The following is a 16,121-nucleotide window of genomic DNA, read 5'->3' as shown; positions in this document are numbered from 1 at the left end:
AGATTTCGGTAACTTGAGGGTTGAACAAACTTGATGAAGATTGTGCCGACACTTTGTAACGGTCGCCTTTCATTTGGTTTCCTGTGTTTTAATTACCCTTATTAGGCATGAATAATCGCTTTTGATGATATTCTCTTCGCCCCATTTATTTAGATAGCGCATGTGCCCGAGAAAGGTTCCAAGCATCTCCCAGCGTCGTAATTTTTCGTTGTAGGCATAGAGGCGCGTCCTGCCCATCCGTGAGGCAATTCTGTCGCCTCGCAGTCGGGCGTCTTGGAAAGTGCCGTTGAAGCGGCTTTGGAGGGTGGTGGTGTAGCTGAGGCGCAACTCAAAGTTGTATTTTTCCTTGCTCATTGCTGGCCTCCTTTCGGGTATTTGAAGCAACCGCTTTCGGGTGTCCACTCACAGTTTCGGGACTCGTTGTTCTCATCGTCAACGCACTGGTACACTTGAAGTCCTCTATTACTTGTCTCAATCCATGCGTAATAGTAAGGACACAGCATGTATCCAGTCTTTAATCGTCGAGGCGCCATGGACTCCTTTTTTCTCACGTGCCAATTGCCCCCATCGTCCTCGACGAGTGCATCTCCAGTGCCAGCGTAAATGTAAGACACTTTAGCGACTTTGACTTTAACAACTATTTTGCCATCGCCCCTCTTTACGAGCCCTCTAACACACGGCAAGGCCATGATGTTGTCCCAGTGCCTGCCGTCGATATAGATTGACCTTTTCATAAATTGCTGAATTAAATGTTTGACTTATTTGCTTAATTACACTATAAAGTTAGTCATTTTCAGCGAGATAGAAAAATATTTCGAACTCTATTTTTTGCTGAATTTTGCTGAATTTTGCTGAAAACTTTATATTAACTTTTGTCTCGCAGATGCCAGCTTATGCAGGTCTCTGCGAGGTTGGAGCTCATGGTGTCGATGCCTTTGAAGCAGGGGTAGAGCCAGCAGTTGCGGCATACCAGCTCACCATCTTTGGCCATCTTTCTTCTCATGTGCTTGTCGGCAGCAAGCTTCGACGCTCTCTCTGCCAGCCTTCTCTTTCTCTCTTTCTCAGCCTCCCATCGCAACTTTGAGCGTTTTTGGGAGCAGGCCTTGCAGGGCTGAGACACGTACTTACCATGCTTGTAAAACTCCGACACGGGCTTCTCCTCGCCGCACACGTTGCATCGTTTCATGCCGGGCAAGGAGGGTACCACTTCGTGATGTTTCTTTCTTTGTGCCATAAACCGTCAATTTTGTAAAGCGGCTGATGGTTGAGGCTGATGCCCGTCTGCTCGATAACCGACTCCTTGCCGTTGAGCAGCACCTTCTCGCCGACTTTGTACTTAAATTCTGTTTTCATTCCTTCTCGACTAAAGCGACGTCACCTCCGATGGCGAAAGCCTTCTTAAACATCTCCACACATCGCTTTGGAGGCGTGTCGTAGTAATTCTTCTGTTTGCCAAATAATACGCAAAATGACTTGCCCCCTGCCTCGTGCAAGTTGTCGTTGATGCTGCACTTGCAGTCACCGCATGAAAGCGGGGTCTCGTAGAAAGTCCATTTCCCGTTAATCGTTATTCTTTTTGCCATTGCCTTTCTTCTTTTTGCCGGCGTGTAACGACTTGATGAACCTTGCAGCCGTGTAGATGATTGCATATACCCATGTGCCGACAGATGCCAGCACGAAAAACAGCAATATTGCCAGGCGTACCCTCTCAAGTACTTTGTCGTCCTTGAGGTCGTCCCAAATGGACGCGGCCACGAAGGCGTTGATGACTACTCCGAGTACGTAGATGATGATGAATGTTGTCATATTTGACATATCAGATTAACAATTAGTGTGTAAATTCCGTAAATTATACCTACCAGGATGATGCCGCCAAACAGCATCAACAGGAAGCAGCAGTGGGCTGTGAACTCTGCGATTGGTTCAACCTCTTCCTGTTCGTCACTTGCTCCCTTTCCCATGTCCGTGCTGCATTTTGTTGTTTCGCAATTCCTCAATCGTGGCGTCTGCCAGCTGCCGCGCCCTGCGTGCTATCGCAGCGTCAGACAAGTTTAGCTTGCCAAGCACTACGCTGCGCCGGTCCTGGGAGACGAGGTAGCGCGTGAGCTCCCATCGCCGTTGCTCCCACCTTTCCTGCTCTGCCTGCTCGTAGGATTTGTGTTTCTCCACCCACGATGTTTGCATTGTTTCGTGACGCGTCTCGTCACTTGTCGGTTGTTCTGTCTGTTCTTCGGCCATCACGGCCTGGCTGTTGTTTTTTCTGAAAAGTTTCATAAGTTTCTGCGTTATAAGTTGAACTTGAAGTATCGTTGCTCCCTCAATGCGTCTATGACTTCCTGTATGGCGTCAACCCTGCCTTCAAGGGAGAGTATTGTGTCTGTTATCTCACGAACGTTGTTGGCCACGAAAAAACCTTTGGGGCTGGAGGCGACACAGGGCACAAGTCCCTCGCGCCTGATGTAGCTGATGACACGGCGCACCGACCGGGTGTCGGTGTGGTGTCCTATCTTGCGGATCGCCTCGGCAATCACCTGCGACGGCAGCGGGCGACCGTTCGCTTTCGTGAGCATGTCACAAACGAGAGGGACGAGCTTGTCCCTCTCGAAGTAGTTAAGCTGCGAGAAATTCATTAGAAGTCCATCTTTGTGCCATCGGTGTTGTAGCCGAGGGCGGTGAGTTGCTCTTCAATCTTGGCTTGCTTCTTGGCGAGCTTGACTGCCATGTCGGTGGACATCTGCTCGGTCTGCTCTTTAGCCCAGTCTTGCAGAAGCATGGACTGGCACACTTGCATGTCTGCGTTATACTCGACACCCGCACTGGACAACTCCTCACGCAGGAAGTCCCGGCATATTTGATGCACTTGCTCGGTATGCGCTTTGACATAGTTCAGCACTTGTGGGTCGGAGCTGTAAGTGAAGTTGATGTTGAGCGCATTGCGTAGCTGGTACGAACATTTCTTCAATATCAAGGTCATCAGCACCAGGCTCTCGGTTTGGTTGAGAGGTTCGGTGCTCAACTCGGTCGGCTCCATGTCGCGGAGGATGTCTCGCAGCTTGGATGCGAGTGTGCTGGCACTCTTGCGCTCGTTCTCTTTGTACTCGTTGACGAGCTGCATGGCTTTCACTTCATCGCTGCTATGCTCCGTGCCAGTTTTCTTGAACTCATAGTATCGTACATTGACCTCAACACCTCTCCATGTCGATTCCACCACGACGGCTCGGTAAACCTCGTTGTTGGCGAGTTTCTCTTGCAGCCGTTCATCATCCTCTCTGTAAGATGAGAAGCGCTCGAAGTAGTCTTCTTTATTGACCACCTTGAAGCCCTTGCCACGGATATACTCCAGCACTTGCTCGTAGTCGGTGTTCTTGTCTGGGAAGTATTGGCTCGATTCGGCGACAATCACACTCTTTCCGGCCTCAAGGTTATCACCCTCCTTGACGAGGACATCGGCATTGTCATCGATGCGCTTGAGCAACCATGAGTGACGTTTCTTGTTCCATCGCTCACGACTGGTGCAGGTGGCATCGTGGGGCTTCATTTCGTAGAACAGACAGCCCACGTTGGCGTTGTTGAACGGGCACTCAATGCAGGTGGTGCCGCATGAGCCCTTGAAATCTTTGTGCCAGTCAGCCTTGCAGATGTTCATGAAAAGGTTATCGGTGAACATCTCTGCATCGCGCCTGCTGATGTAGTCTTGGTCTTGGTCATCGCACCACTCAAGGAATTGTCGTTGCTCATCTTCTGTGAGTTTGCAGACGTGCATGGCTGCGCCAATGTGCAGCTTCCCGTCTTTGACCATTTTCTTGAGGTCGGGCAAAAGGTTGTCAAGTTTGATACGTTCTTGGACAAATCGCTTGGACTTGCCGATGCGGTCGGCGATCTGCTCAATGGTCTTGCCGGTCTTGAGCAGCTGACCGAAGGCGAATGCCTCTTCAATCGGGTCAACGTCCTTGCGCTGGAGGTTCTCGGTGATCATCGCGTCGAGGGCTTCCTCGTCGGTCATCTCCCGTACGATGCAGGGGATTGTATCTTCTTCAAGCATTGATACGGCACGGTAACGGCGTTCGCCGCATATAATCTCAAATTCACCACACAGAGGGTTGGTATCGTCCGCTTCAATGGGACGCACGGTAATTGGTTGGAGCAAGCCTTGCTGTTTGATGTTGTTGGAAAGGTCTTGCAGGTCTCCCTCATCGATAGTTTTTCTTGGATTGAGGGGGCTGGTGTGTATTCTTACCAGCGGAATGTTCTTTACTTCCATAAGAATTGTGAATTAAATGTTTGACTTTATTTAAACTTCCAAAGGAACCCTTTGGCTAATTTTTGTTTGCCATAACAGCAACGAGAAATGCTGCTATCCTTTGCTCCAGTCTCTCTCTCTGCCACGTGCATGCTTCTATATTCGGCAATCACTTGTTTTGTCGCTGCATCAATTTGAATGACTGGTTTTGACAAAATTCCACGTTGTACCCTCGTTTCAACCATTTTAGAAGTTCTTGTGCCGTAATTGATGTTTTCTTTACATGTAACCCATTCCAAATTATCAACCCGATTGTCACTCGGACACTCGTTGATGTGATTGACCTGCTCTTTGTTTGAGGGATTTGGAATAAAAGCTATTGCGACAAGACGGTGGGCACGAAAATGTTTTGTTTTGCAGTTCTTCGACAAAACAATGTCAATGTAGCCATCCTTGTCAACTCTCCCTTTGAGGATGGTGCCTTTTTTGGGTTGGGAATGCCCATAGTTACCACGAACAACTCTGTCGACACTTCTTACTCTTCCAAGGCTGCTCACTTCGTAAAGGCCCTCATAGTCGACAATGGGCTTCCAAATTTCATTTGAAAAATCTTCCATTTCTTTTAATGAATTAAATGTTTGACTTTTATCTTATTGCATTGCAAAGTTAATCATCGTTGGACGTTGGGCGGTTCTGATTTTCGCCGTTTTTTAGTCCGACCAACTCTATTTAACGTAGGCTATCTCCATCGAACTCGATGAAGTTGAACATTTCCTTGCAGCGGTCAGCCACATAGTCGCCATAACGCGGCTCAATGTCTTCGAGTCTCATGTTTGTGGTGATGTGCGTGACGCTCGTACGGCGGTGGTCGTAGCGCAGCTGCAACACGAACTGCAACACGTTCATCTTCGTACCGTAGTTGTTTGCAGGGTTTGGCTCACGCCCGAACTCGTCTATCACCAGGTTGACGTCCTGTGCTGTGTACTGCATCAACGCAGGCTGCCCGTCGGCGGCATAGATGTTTGCAAGCTCGCTTGCAGTCTTCCACCACGCCTTCAGCCGGTAGTCCTCCTGCATGTGCCTGTGCCGGGCAAACACGCTGTTCATGTACTTCCTCGTCGCAAGCATCGTCATCGTCTTGCCACGCCCGAGTGGACCATAGAGGTAGAAACCTTTGTCGTAGTCCAGGCCGAGCACGTTGATGTTGTCTTTTTTCCATATCCACGCGAATATGGAGTTAAGCACCCGTCTGTCGCCTTTGGCGATGTCGAACTTCGGCTCTACCTTGAGCAGGCACGAGCGGAAGATTTGTGACTCGATGTTGAAGTCAACCACCGGCCTTGATGACTTTGAACCCTGTGACGGTGTTTTTGGGATTGCTCCCAGTGCTTGGTTGATTGTTTTGTTGTCCATTGTAGTTTTTTGTTCTATTGTCGTAGTTGCCCTCAAGCACTTTTTGGAAGTTTGAGGGGCGGAACAGCCAGGTGAAGTCGGCAATCCAACCGCTCCGGCTCTTTCCGTTGAGGAAATCGCTTTGGCTCGCTTTCGTGATCATCTCGTAAACTGCGTCAAGACCATGTTCACGGATGCGGGCGCGGACGAACTCTCTGCGCTTGCCATCGCAAGACTTGCACCGAGGAATGATTGCGCCGGCCTCCTCCATTGTCCGATTAAAGAATTTCATTAACCCGACATAATCCACACTTTCTTGAGAGGACATTTCGGGGTCGGGTGCGGCAGCACCTGACGTAGATGCGTTAGCATCTATATTATTCTTTTCTTTCTTATCTTTCTTTAATTCTTGTTCGGGTTCAATAAGCAGTTCAGTTTGCAGTTCACTTTGTGGTTCAATAAGCAGTTCAGTTTTTGAACTACTTCCTGTACTGCTTTCTGAACTTCCATTGTCTTGGTACTTATCAAAATTCACGATTTTTGTGCGAATGCCGCGCCAGCATTTTGAACGCTTGATTTCTTTGGTTTCTTCTAATATTTTAAGTGCTGCAACCACTGTTGCTCTGGCGAAACCAGTGTAAGCGCAAATGGTCTCAATCGACACCATAGTTTCACCTCGGTTAACCTTGATGCCATGAAACCACGCGGGCTTTGTGTTGGCGCAGAACAACAACTCCTCAAAGACCAGTCGTACAGATGGTCGTTGGTAGTGTTGCCATTCACGCATCTTTCGGTGAAGTTTTATCCAGCCATCTTCCATAGTCGTCAAGTCTCCAAAACAAGTATACCGTGGCGGTCCAGCATCAACTTGCGACGCAGCACATAGTCGGCTTCCTTACGGGTTACTTCACTCTTCACGTCCTCAACGACCTCGTTGCCGTCCTTGTCGCGGTAAACGAAGTCGGCAGTGTAGACGGCGTTCTGCATGATGCACTCCTCCTTGTAGACCGGCTCGGTGTACTCCTTGCTGTAAATCTTTTTGTATGGGATTTTATTAGCCTTAGCAAAGGTCTCAGCTTCTTTCCTCGTCATACACTCATAAATACCACATGGGAGGTCGTAGGGTACAAACCATTTACGAACTACCTTGTCCTTGACCTTTTTGGTCTCGTACTTGGCAGGTATCAACTCAAACTCCACCTGACGGCGAAGCTCACTAATCTCGCCGACGCGTTGCAGGATCTGCAACTCCAGCCAGCGGGCGTACTCCTTCTTGGAGTCGTATTTCTCGACAGTCGCAAAGTCAATCCCGTGCTCATCGCAGTAGAACTTTGCATCGTGCTCGGTCCGGAAGCGGTGATCCGTGCCGGGAATGACATACAACTTTTGATTGCCGAACTTAAATCGTTTCCAACTCATTTTGTCATCATTATGTTGGTTAATTGTTTTCCGTTACTCGTAATAATCCAGCCGCCACGCTCATCGTGGTCCAGCCACAATTCCTCGACCTTTCCGAACTTGGTGACCGACCCGCAGAGGTCAATCACCCAGCCGTCTTTGCCGGGATAGGGTCTAATCGCGCGCCCCACCATTTGGTAAAAAAGGGCCAGCGACATCGTAGGTCTCGCCAAAATAATTGTGTCCAGCGCAGGGAAATCGAATCCGGTGGTGAGCACGCCCACGTTGGCGACCACCTCCGTTTCTCCGCTCTTGAACCGCTCAAGTATCGCCTCGCGCTCTTTTTTTGGCGTGGCACCGGATACCACCTCGCAGAAGCCGCAAAGTTCGTCGGCGAGGCGCTCGGCATCCTCGACGAAACGGCAGAACACCAGTATTCCGTGGCGAAGTGAGCCGTCCTTCGGGCGCATGACGCGCTTAACGATGTTGAGGGTGTACTCAAAGAAGCCCACCCGCTCGAACTCCTTGAAAAGGCTCTCATCGTCGTAGTCTGCACCCGTGGAGTTGAGCTTAACGCGATCCAGCTCAAGCGCATTCATGTCGAAGTACCTCAATTTCGCCAGGAAACCGCCCTCTAACAGCGTCTTTACCTGGCAATAATAAAGTACTTGGTCGAACACTCTCGGGCGCGTCCTCGTCAAGAATTTGAGGATTGAGCCGTATTTCTTCCACTTGCTGTTGATAGTCTTGGGGTCTATCGTCTGCCCGAGGCGGTAAGGTGTGGCGGTGAGGCCTATCACCTGCCGCCCCTCGACGGCTTCGATGAACTCCTTGTACTGGCCACCACGAGGATTGACCAGGTGGCACTCGTCGATGAGGATTTTATGGAACACGTTGAAATCGTCCAAGTGGGCCATCACGCTGCCAATGGTGGCGAATGTGATGCGGTTAATCTCCTTGCGGTTGAGGCTTGCAGAGTAGATTGAGCAGTCCCACACACCATAACTCATGAGCTTCGCATAGTTCTGCTCAAGTATCTCGCGGCTTGGTTGAAGCACAATCAACGGCTCGTCAATCTTGCTGGCGATGTCGGCAATCACGAGCGACTTGCCGGCTCCCGTGGGGAGAATGAGCAGCCCGTTGTGCTTTGCGGTTGTCTTGTCGCTAAAAAACTTGACAGCCGCGTCACTCGCTTCTTGCTGATATGGTCTCAGTGTATATTTCATTTTTCGTGAATAAAATGTTTGACTTGTAGCCTTGCGGCAGTAGTCGGGGTTGGAGTCGAACCAACGATTTACGGAATTAGGTTTCCGTAGCTCCTTACCCACGGAGTTGCCCGACTTGAAGCAATGAATGAATTAAAATTTGACTTGTGGGTGAGCCAGGAGTCGAACCTGGAGTCTTGCTAATTACACACCATTGACAACAAAAAAAATGAATTATTATTAACGGGCATCGTTCCGACGTCAGCCCTTTTTGTCACTCACCCTTGAAAGCGCTGCACCCTCACGGGCTTGGCGCGTATGTAACAATGAAAATATAAAACCAGTATATGAGTTGTAGCTCCCACCCTTATGCCTCGCGGCCACTGTGTGGGATTTGATAATGAAAATGTAGCATTTGGATTACTATTTCGAGGTCATGAGTAAAGATTCTTGAAATCTTTATACTTTTCATCATCCGGCAGGGGCACGGTTGCACCATGCTCGGTTGCCATGTAGCTCTGTATCTTGTTCATGAAGTCGGTCATCTGACGCTTGTTGAGCTTGCTGGTCTCAACCCACTTGTCGATAACCTGGCCGTTAGGCAGCACGACCGGGTAACGGAACATCTCGCAGAATAGGTCATGCACGTTGTCTTTGTTCCAGTGATCATCGCCATAGGTCTTGTTGAAGAAGTTTGCGATGTCGGATAGCCAAAGCCATAGGAGCGCGTTTTGATTAAGCGTGCGAGGCTTCTTGCGCTCCCATGTCGCTTTCGGCTCGATGGTGGCCACATAGTCACCGTTCGGCAGGAACCCACACACGCTGTCGAGGGTGCGCTGGTCGGTGACGTGGCCGTTCTCTTTATGCAGGTGGACTATCATAATCCAAGCAGTTTTGAATAGCACTCGAAGTTTCTGTTCTCAACCATCGCGTCCTCGGGATACCATACTGCACGTTTCTTGAAATTCTCCCAGCATTTGGGGCAGTACCACTTGTTCAGCACTGCAATGTAGTAGCCGTGTTTGGGCCGCTCGCTGCAATAGTCGCAGATGCCGGGCGACCCTACGGCTTCAAACATTTCCTTTGCTGAGGCCTTGATGACCTTGAAGCGGTCAAACTCAACAACCTTTGCCATATCAGTACGGCACATTGTCGTCACCGCCCCAGTTAGTCGGGCTCTGCTGGTAACGCTGTTGGTTGTAGAAAGGAGGATTGGTGCCCTGCTGAGGCTGCTCATGCTTGCCGCCGAGCAATTCCATGTTGTCGAGGTAAATCTCGGTGACGGTGCGCTCGGTGTTGTCCCTTGCGGTGTACTTGCGAGTCCTCAACTTGCCCTCGATGTAGAGTTTGGTACCGGCGGTGACATACCGCTCGATTATCCCCACCACGCTGCCGTTGGCCACGATGTTGTGCCACTCGGTGCGCTCTGGCACCTGCGTGCCGTCTCGCTTTGTATATGCGCGGTCGGTTGTTGCGAGGCTGAAGGTGGCGAACTTGGCTCCACCTGCCCCTTCTCTGATTTCGGGCTGCTTGCCCACGTTGCCAAGTAACGTTACGCGATTTACTGACATAATGTTTTCAATTATTTATTTAAAATAAATTTTGGGTATTCATCTCGTTCGGTATCAAACTTCAAAATCTTGACACTTTCTCCTGCTCCTGTGACATAAGCATTCCATGTCTTGATAATCAAGGCATAAAGAACGTTCTTGTTCATTTTCTCAAGCTTTGAACTTTTGTTCTTTAACAAGCGCTTGCGGAGTAGATTGATGCAGTTTATCTTGCAGGTGTCATAAGAACAAACCATCCTGAAGAAATTTTTTACAAACTCAACATCATAACCACCATAGCGAGTAAGGTAGTGAGTCGTTCCGCCTATGATAGACGCGTCCAAAATTGGGCACTCTCTCATTTCAACTGCAAATTTTCCGCACGCAATAAACAATTCTCTGTCAGAATTGAAATAATTAATCATGTCGGAATTGGTCTTGCCAAGTCGTTTTGTTGCAGAAACCGTTTCGCCTACCGCGTGTCCACTTTTAAGGCGGTAAGACAACTGGACTGTTGATGCGACAGCGTTGTAATGCTTGACGCCTTGCATTCCGATGAGCTGACCAACTGTGCGATGTCGCCCACAATCAAAGGTTGTAAATACTTCGGGCTCAACACCTCGTACAACAAATGTTTGAAAAGGAACTCCAGCTTTTGTACATGCGTGGAGTCGGTGATACCCGTTTTGAATAACTCCATGAATGTCAAACACGATTGGTTCCCCATTCAACAGCCATTTCCCTTCTCGCATGGAAAGAGAGTAACTATCTACAACGGCTTTGCTAATGTTGCGGTTCTGACCGCTGAATTTCTCTAAATACTCCTGTGCTTTCGCAGGTGTGATTGTTTCTACTATTGATGTAGCCATAATAAAAAAGAATAAACAGGAATGACACCTGTAATTGTTATTTTGCTGTGATTTTGAAACTTCCCTTGCGGGTGGGTGTCTTGAGAAACTTGTTATAGGTCTCGGGGTCGGCCTTCTTCAAAGCCGTTGAGTCGAATGTGGTCGTTTCGCTCGGCTTCCCGATGGTGGCCGTGAACTCGGGGCACTCCCACTTGGAGACACCAGCGGCCTCCATGATTTCACGAAGTTTCTCTTTCATCGCCTTGGCGGCTTTCTCGGCCCGCAGCAGGGCGGTGATAGCGCTTACCACGTCAACAGGAACGGCGAGTGCGTCGGTAGCGGTCGCCACTGGCTTGACTTCCTCGACCTTTGCGGCAGTCACCTGCATCTCGGGGTTTATATAGATCCAACGCTCGCTGAATGGGTCATCCTTGTCGTACTCGGGGTTTGGTAAGATGTCGGTGTTGAGCAACTTGGTGACCTGCTCGTCGGGCTTGCGCTCAATGCGCCACAGCTCACCGGCACCCTTGCGCAACCAGTTGCCAAGCAGCCCCTTGACTTTTAGCCCGGTCTGATGCTCGAACATCACGGCATAGCAACTCAACTGCCATGAGAGGTACTCCTTCAACCCAGCGGCACCACCGGGGTAAAAGTCGAGGTTGTTGGTTTTGTGGTCAACGAGGTAGATGTCGCCATCATCGGTGACCCACACGCAGTCAATCTGCGAGGCGAAGTTTCCGTGGTCCACGGTGAACTCGCTCGCGATCGTCTTGCAGGTGCGAGGCTTCACCTTGCGGTAGTAGGCAAGTTCGGCACTCACGTCCTGTGCAGGCTTTACGTCTTCCTTGAAATGCTTTGGCTTGAAAGGAATCGCTGGGAATTGGGTCATCTCAATGCCCAGTTCGTCCCAAGTCTGTATCGCCTTGTGCACACTTTTGCCGTAATACCCAGCCTTCGGTATCTGCACTTCTTTCACGTAATCCGAGGCGTCGGGATAGACGCCCACCAGCAGCACGGAGTGAATTAGTCCAGTGATGCCCGACAGCTTCGTGTCGCCACGGAGGTAGGTGTGAGCTAACTCGTTAAACACTACCTCCGACTGCTTTAAATCTGCTTTCGAAATCATGGCTTATTGTGGATTTGGAAATTGCTGTGCCATCTCACGGGTGGCCTTGTTAAACTCTGTGCCGTCGGCGCATGGTATTTGGTTGCTCCATGTGCGCCACACCTGCTCAAGCTCCTCCCGGCTCTTGACAGCTCTCATGGCGGCTACTGCTTTTGCAATCTTCTGCTCCATGTCGCTCTTTGCCTGCTTGGCCTCTTCCTCGGGGAGGTCTTCGCCTGCATAGATGTAGAGCCCGAGGCCGTGACGGGCGCAAGCTTTCGTGAGGCTGCGCTGAATGGCCTTGTTCACGTCAAAGCTGGTTAGCTTGTCAAGGGTGATGGAGTGGTTGCGGTTGTCCATCACGGGCAGGTACTCGATGTGTTCGATGCCCTCGATGGTGACACCCGTCTTAACCCACGCGGTTTTGCCGTCGGTGTGATAAAACAGCCCGTCTTTGTTCTCGTAGATGGTGTAGAATGCCTCGGGATAGGCTTTCTTTACTTCTGTCCATGCCCAAGCCCATGAGAGGTAACTCAGTTTGACACCTCCAATGTTCTTGACCTCAACGTGCTCTTGCACGTTGATGGCGTTTAGCGTGTCGAACACGCTCTTTTTTTTCTCTTCCATAATTGAATGAATTAAATGTTTGACTTTTATATTATAACACTGTAAAGTTATCGATTTTAAGCTGAATGTGCAAACAGATTGAACTCCTTTTTGCCTCATCCAACGATGTTTAACGATGTTGTCAAGATTTGTCAAGTCTTTAGAAAAGTGCCGAAGACCGCCACGGCCGCCGGCACTCACTAACATAACAACTAAAACTCAAAACAAATACATGAAAACACACGTCGCGGCTCATCCTGGATCGAACCAGGCAGGACAGCAGGTATAAGAGTTTGCGGTCGGGCTTTTACGCTTCACAGCGCTTAACCCTTGTGATTGATTGTATGGCAGAAATCAACCTGCGTCCTGGCTCCTGCGAGCAAGAGCCTTTTTTTAGTTCTTTTCGCTCTCCTTGTCGGTCATCTTGATGATGCGGTTAACGATGTAGAGTGCAAGGCAGCACCATGCAGACCACAAGATAAAGATGCCGAGAGGCGCGTCGTCTGCCGGCGTGAAGAACACCGAGCAGAACAGTACGATTGCGATGATTGTTGTTAGAAATGATTTCATTTGCTTGATGATGTTTGACTTGTGTGACACTATTTTGCAGGCCTGCAATGCTGCAAGACCTGGGCGAGATTGTATCGCCATTTTGCATTTTGAGCGTTCACCTTGCCGGCGCACTCGATAGCACCCGACAGGTGAAGTCGCTGAAGTTTACGCTCTCCGCCTACTATACGTGCGGCTTTCGTTTTTCCGACAGTCATAGTCGAGGTCACTGCGAGGATGTTCCCGAGCAACCGATTTTCGATTGCTTGACGTTCCATCACGCCGTCCTCGTTACGATTGTGATACCATTCTCCATGTCGAGGTTTACTGTCCACGCTTGCCCCTCAAGCCTCTCGTTGATGAGACGCTGACTGACGAGGTTGCGCAGGTAAGGCGAACGCCCGGCAGGAAATTTCAAAACTTCCCCTACGCCCATTTGACGCAGCTGGTCTATTACTGACAGTTCTTTGTCCAATGTAGTTTCCATTTTGTTTGCGGATTGATGATTGATTGGAGGCGGCGACAGGAGTCGAACCTGCGAAGCGGTAAAAGAACCGCGTCGGACGTATGGTCGCGCCCGAGACCTTAACCTCTTGGTTGTACGCCGCCGTGCAGGGGCATTTGTGACGGCACTGCCCCTGGGTGCCCCGCCAATGTTACAGCCACATTATTGTTGTGAGCTTTTGTAGGCTCTTATTGTCTGCATTGTTAGTGATACATCTTCGGACGGTCACAAGATGCCGCCGTCCGCCGGCACCCGAGTTGGCTGCTCGGGAATTTCGCTCGCACGACCTCTCGCTGGCGCGGGATTGCTCCTTATTGCCTTACTGCTCCCCGTTGCTCGGCATCGCTGCGGCGCACGGCTCATGGCATGGCGGTACTATCATGCTCGCTCATCGCTTGACTTGCCGACGTGCAGTCATCGGCAGTATCATGCGGGAAAACCAAAATTTCAAGGAACTCTGCTGTTGCCCTTGCGGGCTTGCTTTGGTCTGCCGGTTGGAGTTGCACCAACGCCCTCCGAGACTCTGCCCGGTGCTCTTCTGTCTGAGCTACGGCAGAAATGGAGCTTATACCGCTTTGGTGATGCGTTCGACAATTTGGTCGATGGTCACGGAGTCGCTCTTCATCGCTTTGATGATGAGTACGAGGGCACGCACCTTGTCTTGCTCCTGCATGTACCACTTGTAGTTGCGGATTCTGCTACTCTCCTCATCCTTCAGTCTCTCCTCCAGCGACCTAATCTTGTGCTGGAGTTGCATGCGCTCATTCATCAGTTTAGCTTGTTCGGCGAGGAGGTTTGCGTTAGTCTCACGCAGCTCTGCCACGTTGTTCTCGTTGTTGGTTTCGGTCATGTTGACCTCTTTTGTCTCGTCACTCATAGTCGTAATTTTTTAGTTAATAATAAATTAAATCGTTTGCGGTCTCAAATATTATCGTTATATTTGCTCCGTGATTGATTGATGATGCAAATATAGTCATTTTTGATTTAAATCAAATCATTTATGACTTAATTTACCAAATATTTTAATTTTTTTAACGGTTGGTATCTTTTATGCCCAAAAAGTTTGCGGTAATGATTGGAAGAATAAAGGCGGTGCTGGCTTACAGCAACATGACAGAAACCCAATTTGCAAAGAGGTTGGGTGTCACACAGAGCAGCCTCAATAGAGTGATGAGGGGCGCAACAGAGATTAGTTTTAAGTTAGTCAATGCAATTTTGACTGAATTTGATGAGATTTCGGCTGAATGGTTGATGCGTGGAACAGGCACTATGCTCGCAGAAGACAACAGAGCCGCCGATGCCAAACGCATTGATGGTCTTGTGGACGTGGTTGCCATGCAGCAAGAGATTATCAAGAACCTACAAGAGAAAATCAAACAACTCCAAAACTCATAAATTATGAAAAAGGTATTAGCATTTATCATGGTGCTGCTGCCCATGCTGGCATGCGCACAGGTAGTTGGCACGTTCTCCAACCGGCTCGCAAAACGGAACGACCTCACAGTCCAACTCCTCAAAAAGGACAACAAACCATATTATGTCTGCTTCGATGCTCAGACCAAAAGAGGCTACGGCGAAGTGTGGGTCAAGTACAAAGACCTCGCCAAGTTCCGGCAGGCCCTCATCGACGCACGAAGCAAGTATGTGGAGTGGTCACAGGTAGCAGACGCGAACAATGTCAAGAACTTTCGTAAGGAGATTCCCGTCAAGTTCCCGAAGCCGATATACTGTTGGGAGATTGCCGGTGACCGCTTCTACGATGACTACACAGGCTGGAAAATGACTTTCTCTGCCACCAAGAACAACCGCTTCGCGTTCATGCTCTCCGAAACGAAGGACATGAATAACCGATACATCACCGAGAACTACGAGATCGTGTTCTCATGCGTGGAGGACTTCAACTCGCTTATCGACCTGCTCGACCCTGCAAAGGTTGACGCGGTTGTTGGTGACCCGGTGGACGAGTCGCTGTTCAAGTAAAAAAATTGCCGGAATTGTCGGGGAAGTTTTCGCAATAACCTCGCATCGACAATCTCATTGATGTGATTTCCATGCAGCAGGAAACCATCAAGAACCTCCAAGATAAAATTAAACAACTTCAAAACTCATAAAATCATGAACAAGGTATTAGCTTTCATCATGGCGCTACTCCCTCTAATGGCGGCAGCGCAATTCTTCACCATAACCCCTAATGGTTGGAAGAATGCACAAGACACATCTCTTGATTACGTTGTTATCCCGATGGAAGGGACACAAGCAGAACTCTTCAAAAAAGCGAAGACGGCAGTCACTGCCACCTACAAGTCCGCCAAAGACGTTATGTCGTTCAATGAACCAGACATCATCAACATTAGCGGTTACACTGATTGCATCTCGGAAAAGCACATGGGTATGCTCTTCGTATTCGGCATGCGCTACACAATGCAGATACTCTTTAAAGACGGCAAGGTACGCTTTAACGCACCGGACGCTTACAACGCTGAGTATGTTAATGGCGCAAAAGCATCCTATTACTCTCTCACTCCAGGCAGCACTGGCATGTTCGGCAACACTCTTTATATGTTCGACAAGAAAGGCAACCTCAAGAAAAAAGACCAAAAAAAACAAGTAGAGGATTACTTCAATGGTCTTGTTGCTCAGATTGTCGAAATGATGAAGAACGGCGGCACAGTCTCTGACGATTGGTAAAAAATTGCCGGATTATTGTCGAGGAAGTTTTGGCA

26 protein-coding genes and 1 tRNA gene are annotated in these 16,121 nt (G+C 49.3%); 3 read left to right on the top strand and 24 right to left on the bottom strand.

Annotation, left to right across the window (positions count from 1 at the left end; all coding sequences use genetic code 11):
• Positions 1–69: 69 nt before the first annotated feature.
• From GF423_RS08770 to GF423_RS08655, 24 genes are all read right to left on the bottom strand, one after another.
• Complete coding sequence (locus GF423_RS08770) at positions 70–354, bottom strand: hypothetical protein (protein WP_154327992.1); 285 nt, start codon at positions 352–354, stop codon at positions 70–72.
• Positions 351–734 carry a hypothetical protein gene (locus GF423_RS08765; protein ID WP_154327991.1) on the bottom strand — a complete coding sequence of 128 codons (384 nt, stop codon included), beginning with the start codon at positions 732–734 and terminating at the stop codon, positions 351–353. The genes GF423_RS08770 and GF423_RS08765 overlap by 4 nt, the downstream gene beginning before the upstream one ends.
• Positions 735–865: 131 nt before the next feature.
• Positions 866–1,186 (bottom strand): hypothetical protein, encoded by a 321-nt coding sequence (locus tag GF423_RS08760; RefSeq protein ID WP_154327990.1) that lies wholly within the window; start codon positions 1,184–1,186, stop codon positions 866–868.
• Positions 1,183–1,353 (bottom strand): hypothetical protein, encoded by a 171-nt coding sequence (locus GF423_RS08755; RefSeq protein WP_154327989.1) that lies wholly within the window; start codon positions 1,351–1,353, stop codon positions 1,183–1,185. Before GF423_RS08755 ends, GF423_RS08760 begins: the two co-directional genes overlap by 4 nt.
• Positions 1,350–1,583: a hypothetical protein gene (locus tag GF423_RS08750; RefSeq protein WP_154327988.1), complete on the bottom strand. Its 234-nt coding sequence runs from the start codon at positions 1,581–1,583 to the stop codon at positions 1,350–1,352. The genes GF423_RS08755 and GF423_RS08750 overlap by 4 nt, the downstream gene beginning before the upstream one ends.
• Positions 1,561–1,806, bottom strand: coding sequence for a hypothetical protein (locus GF423_RS08745; RefSeq protein WP_154327987.1), 246 nt, complete (start codon positions 1,804–1,806; stop codon positions 1,561–1,563). Before GF423_RS08745 ends, GF423_RS08750 begins: the two co-directional genes overlap by 23 nt.
• A gap of 135 nt (positions 1,807–1,941) precedes the next feature.
• The gene (locus tag GF423_RS08740; RefSeq protein WP_154327986.1) at positions 1,942–2,274 is read right to left on the bottom strand and encodes a hypothetical protein; all 333 of its coding nucleotides are present in this window, start codon (positions 2,272–2,274) and stop codon (positions 1,942–1,944) included.
• Between the two features lie 11 nt (positions 2,275–2,285).
• Positions 2,286–2,570 (bottom strand): hypothetical protein, encoded by a 285-nt coding sequence (locus tag GF423_RS08735; protein ID WP_154327985.1) that lies wholly within the window; start codon positions 2,568–2,570, stop codon positions 2,286–2,288.
• A gap of 59 nt (positions 2,571–2,629) precedes the next feature.
• Positions 2,630–4,261, bottom strand: coding sequence for a ParB/RepB/Spo0J family partition protein (locus GF423_RS08730; protein ID WP_154327984.1), 1,632 nt, complete (start codon positions 4,259–4,261; stop codon positions 2,630–2,632).
• 26 nt (positions 4,262–4,287) lie between these two features.
• The gene (locus GF423_RS08725; RefSeq protein ID WP_154327983.1) at positions 4,288–4,857 is read right to left on the bottom strand and encodes an NUMOD4 domain-containing protein; all 570 of its coding nucleotides are present in this window, start codon (positions 4,855–4,857) and stop codon (positions 4,288–4,290) included.
• A 112-nt stretch (positions 4,858–4,969) separates the two neighbouring features.
• Complete coding sequence (locus GF423_RS08720) at positions 4,970–5,575, bottom strand: P-loop NTPase family protein (protein WP_154327982.1); 606 nt, start codon at positions 5,573–5,575, stop codon at positions 4,970–4,972.
• Positions 5,568–6,452 (bottom strand): hypothetical protein, encoded by an 885-nt coding sequence (locus tag GF423_RS08715; RefSeq protein WP_154327981.1) that lies wholly within the window; start codon positions 6,450–6,452, stop codon positions 5,568–5,570. The genes GF423_RS08720 and GF423_RS08715 overlap by 8 nt, the downstream gene beginning before the upstream one ends.
• 5 nt (positions 6,453–6,457) lie before the next feature.
• Complete coding sequence (locus GF423_RS08710; RefSeq protein WP_154327980.1) at positions 6,458–7,051, bottom strand: hypothetical protein; 594 nt, start codon at positions 7,049–7,051, stop codon at positions 6,458–6,460.
• Positions 7,048–8,256, bottom strand: coding sequence for a DEAD/DEAH box helicase (locus tag GF423_RS08705; protein WP_154327979.1), 1,209 nt, complete (start codon positions 8,254–8,256; stop codon positions 7,048–7,050). Before GF423_RS08705 ends, GF423_RS08710 begins: the two co-directional genes overlap by 4 nt.
• 413 nt (positions 8,257–8,669) lie before the next feature.
• Positions 8,670–9,116 (bottom strand): recombination protein NinB, encoded by a 447-nt coding sequence (locus GF423_RS08700; protein ID WP_154327978.1) that lies wholly within the window; start codon positions 9,114–9,116, stop codon positions 8,670–8,672.
• Complete coding sequence (locus GF423_RS08695) at positions 9,113–9,370, bottom strand: demethylase (protein ID WP_154327977.1); 258 nt, start codon at positions 9,368–9,370, stop codon at positions 9,113–9,115. The genes GF423_RS08700 and GF423_RS08695 overlap by 4 nt, the downstream gene beginning before the upstream one ends.
• Before the next feature lies 1 nt (position 9,371).
• Complete coding sequence (locus GF423_RS08690) at positions 9,372–9,806, bottom strand: single-stranded DNA-binding protein (protein ID WP_154327976.1); 435 nt, start codon at positions 9,804–9,806, stop codon at positions 9,372–9,374.
• Between the two features lie 11 nt (positions 9,807–9,817).
• Positions 9,818–10,654 carry a hypothetical protein gene (locus tag GF423_RS08685; RefSeq protein ID WP_154327975.1) on the bottom strand — a complete coding sequence of 279 codons (837 nt, stop codon included), beginning with the start codon at positions 10,652–10,654 and terminating at the stop codon, positions 9,818–9,820.
• A 37-nt stretch (positions 10,655–10,691) separates the two neighbouring features.
• Complete coding sequence (locus GF423_RS08680; RefSeq protein ID WP_154327974.1) at positions 10,692–11,759, bottom strand: PD-(D/E)XK nuclease family protein; 1,068 nt, start codon at positions 11,757–11,759, stop codon at positions 10,692–10,694.
• A 3-nt stretch (positions 11,760–11,762) separates the two neighbouring features.
• Complete coding sequence (locus tag GF423_RS08675) at positions 11,763–12,365, bottom strand: Sak single strand annealing protein (RefSeq protein WP_154327973.1); 603 nt, start codon at positions 12,363–12,365, stop codon at positions 11,763–11,765.
• Between the two features lie 372 nt (positions 12,366–12,737).
• Positions 12,738–12,914 carry a hypothetical protein gene (locus GF423_RS08670; RefSeq protein WP_154327972.1) on the bottom strand — a complete coding sequence of 59 codons (177 nt, stop codon included), beginning with the start codon at positions 12,912–12,914 and terminating at the stop codon, positions 12,738–12,740.
• A gap of 256 nt (positions 12,915–13,170) precedes the next feature.
• Entirely contained in the window at positions 13,171–13,380 is a 210-nt protein-coding gene (locus tag GF423_RS08665) for a hypothetical protein (protein WP_154327971.1), read from the bottom strand.
• Between the two features lie 24 nt (positions 13,381–13,404).
• Positions 13,405–13,502: transfer RNA gene (locus tag GF423_RS08660), tRNA-Arg, on the bottom strand.
• A 461-nt stretch (positions 13,503–13,963) separates the two neighbouring features.
• Entirely contained in the window at positions 13,964–14,275 is a 312-nt protein-coding gene (locus GF423_RS08655) for a hypothetical protein (RefSeq protein WP_154327970.1), read from the bottom strand.
• A gap of 194 nt (positions 14,276–14,469) precedes the next feature.
• Here GF423_RS08655 and GF423_RS08650 point away from each other — a divergent pair, with 194 nt between their 5' ends.
• The 3 genes from GF423_RS08650 to GF423_RS08640 all read left to right on the top strand — a co-directional run bounded on the left by GF423_RS08650 (position 14,470) and on the right by GF423_RS08640 (position 16,086).
• Positions 14,470–14,793, top strand: a complete 324-nt coding sequence (locus tag GF423_RS08650) for a helix-turn-helix domain-containing protein (protein ID WP_206113197.1) — start codon at positions 14,470–14,472, stop codon at positions 14,791–14,793.
• Between the two features lie 3 nt (positions 14,794–14,796).
• Positions 14,797–15,378 carry a hypothetical protein gene (locus tag GF423_RS08645; protein ID WP_154327968.1) on the top strand — a complete coding sequence of 194 codons (582 nt, stop codon included), beginning with the start codon at positions 14,797–14,799 and terminating at the stop codon, positions 15,376–15,378.
• 135 nt (positions 15,379–15,513) lie between these two features.
• A complete protein-coding gene (locus GF423_RS08640) occupies positions 15,514–16,086 on the top strand; it encodes a DUF4468 domain-containing protein (RefSeq protein WP_154327967.1) in 573 nt (190 codons plus the stop codon).
• Positions 16,087–16,121 lie beyond the last annotated feature (35 nt).

Source organism: Sodaliphilus pleomorphus, assembly GCF_009676955.1.
GTDB classification, from domain to species: Bacteria; Bacteroidota; Bacteroidia; order Bacteroidales; family Muribaculaceae; genus Sodaliphilus; species Sodaliphilus pleomorphus.
The sequence above is the reverse complement of the archived record's forward strand: the minus strand, read 5'-3'. Positions and strand labels throughout refer to the sequence as shown.

Coding starts and splice junctions, on each gene's coding strand:
- GF423_RS08745 (WP_154327987.1), bottom strand. CDS start 1,806: ATGACAACATTCATCATCATCTACGTACTCGGAGTAGTCATCAACGCC.
- GF423_RS08710 (WP_154327980.1), bottom strand. CDS start 7,051: ATGAGTTGGAAACGATTTAAGTTCGGCAATCAAAAGTTGTATGTCATT.
- GF423_RS08750 (WP_154327988.1), bottom strand. CDS start 1,583: ATGGCAAAAAGAATAACGATTAACGGGAAATGGACTTTCTACGAGACC.
- GF423_RS08640 (WP_154327967.1), top strand. CDS start 15,514: ATGAACAAGGTATTAGCTTTCATCATGGCGCTACTCCCTCTAATGGCG.
- GF423_RS08685 (WP_154327975.1), bottom strand. CDS start 10,654: ATGGCTACATCAATAGTAGAAACAATCACACCTGCGAAAGCACAGGAG.
- GF423_RS08645 (WP_154327968.1), top strand. CDS start 14,797: ATGAAAAAGGTATTAGCATTTATCATGGTGCTGCTGCCCATGCTGGCA.
- GF423_RS08655 (WP_154327970.1), bottom strand. CDS start 14,275: ATGAGTGACGAGACAAAAGAGGTCAACATGACCGAAACCAACAACGAG.
- GF423_RS08725 (WP_154327983.1), bottom strand. CDS start 4,857: ATGGAAGATTTTTCAAATGAAATTTGGAAGCCCATTGTCGACTATGAG.
- GF423_RS08680 (WP_154327974.1), bottom strand. CDS start 11,759: ATGATTTCGAAAGCAGATTTAAAGCAGTCGGAGGTAGTGTTTAACGAG.
- GF423_RS08670 (WP_154327972.1), bottom strand. CDS start 12,914: ATGAAATCATTTCTAACAACAATCATCGCAATCGTACTGTTCTGCTCG.
- GF423_RS08755 (WP_154327989.1), bottom strand. CDS start 1,353: ATGAAAACAGAATTTAAGTACAAAGTCGGCGAGAAGGTGCTGCTCAAC.
- GF423_RS08650 (WP_206113197.1), top strand. CDS start 14,470: ATGATTGGAAGAATAAAGGCGGTGCTGGCTTACAGCAACATGACAGAA.
- GF423_RS08765 (WP_154327991.1), bottom strand. CDS start 734: ATGAAAAGGTCAATCTATATCGACGGCAGGCACTGGGACAACATCATG.
- GF423_RS08760 (WP_154327990.1), bottom strand. CDS start 1,186: ATGAAACGATGCAACGTGTGCGGCGAGGAGAAGCCCGTGTCGGAGTTT.
- GF423_RS08715 (WP_154327981.1), bottom strand. CDS start 6,452: ATGGAAGATGGCTGGATAAAACTTCACCGAAAGATGCGTGAATGGCAA.
- GF423_RS08705 (WP_154327979.1), bottom strand. CDS start 8,256: ATGAAATATACACTGAGACCATATCAGCAAGAAGCGAGTGACGCGGCT.
- GF423_RS08690 (WP_154327976.1), bottom strand. CDS start 9,806: ATGTCAGTAAATCGCGTAACGTTACTTGGCAACGTGGGCAAGCAGCCC.
- GF423_RS08730 (WP_154327984.1), bottom strand. CDS start 4,261: ATGGAAGTAAAGAACATTCCGCTGGTAAGAATACACACCAGCCCCCTC.
- GF423_RS08665 (WP_154327971.1), bottom strand. CDS start 13,380: ATGGAAACTACATTGGACAAAGAACTGTCAGTAATAGACCAGCTGCGT.
- GF423_RS08695 (WP_154327977.1), bottom strand. CDS start 9,370: ATGGCAAAGGTTGTTGAGTTTGACCGCTTCAAGGTCATCAAGGCCTCA.
- GF423_RS08700 (WP_154327978.1), bottom strand. CDS start 9,116: ATGATAGTCCACCTGCATAAAGAGAACGGCCACGTCACCGACCAGCGC.
- GF423_RS08735 (WP_154327985.1), bottom strand. CDS start 2,570: ATGCTCACGAAAGCGAACGGTCGCCCGCTGCCGTCGCAGGTGATTGCC.
- GF423_RS08740 (WP_154327986.1), bottom strand. CDS start 2,274: ATGAAACTTTTCAGAAAAAACAACAGCCAGGCCGTGATGGCCGAAGAA.
- GF423_RS08675 (WP_154327973.1), bottom strand. CDS start 12,365: ATGGAAGAGAAAAAAAAGAGCGTGTTCGACACGCTAAACGCCATCAAC.
- GF423_RS08770 (WP_154327992.1), bottom strand. CDS start 354: ATGAGCAAGGAAAAATACAACTTTGAGTTGCGCCTCAGCTACACCACC.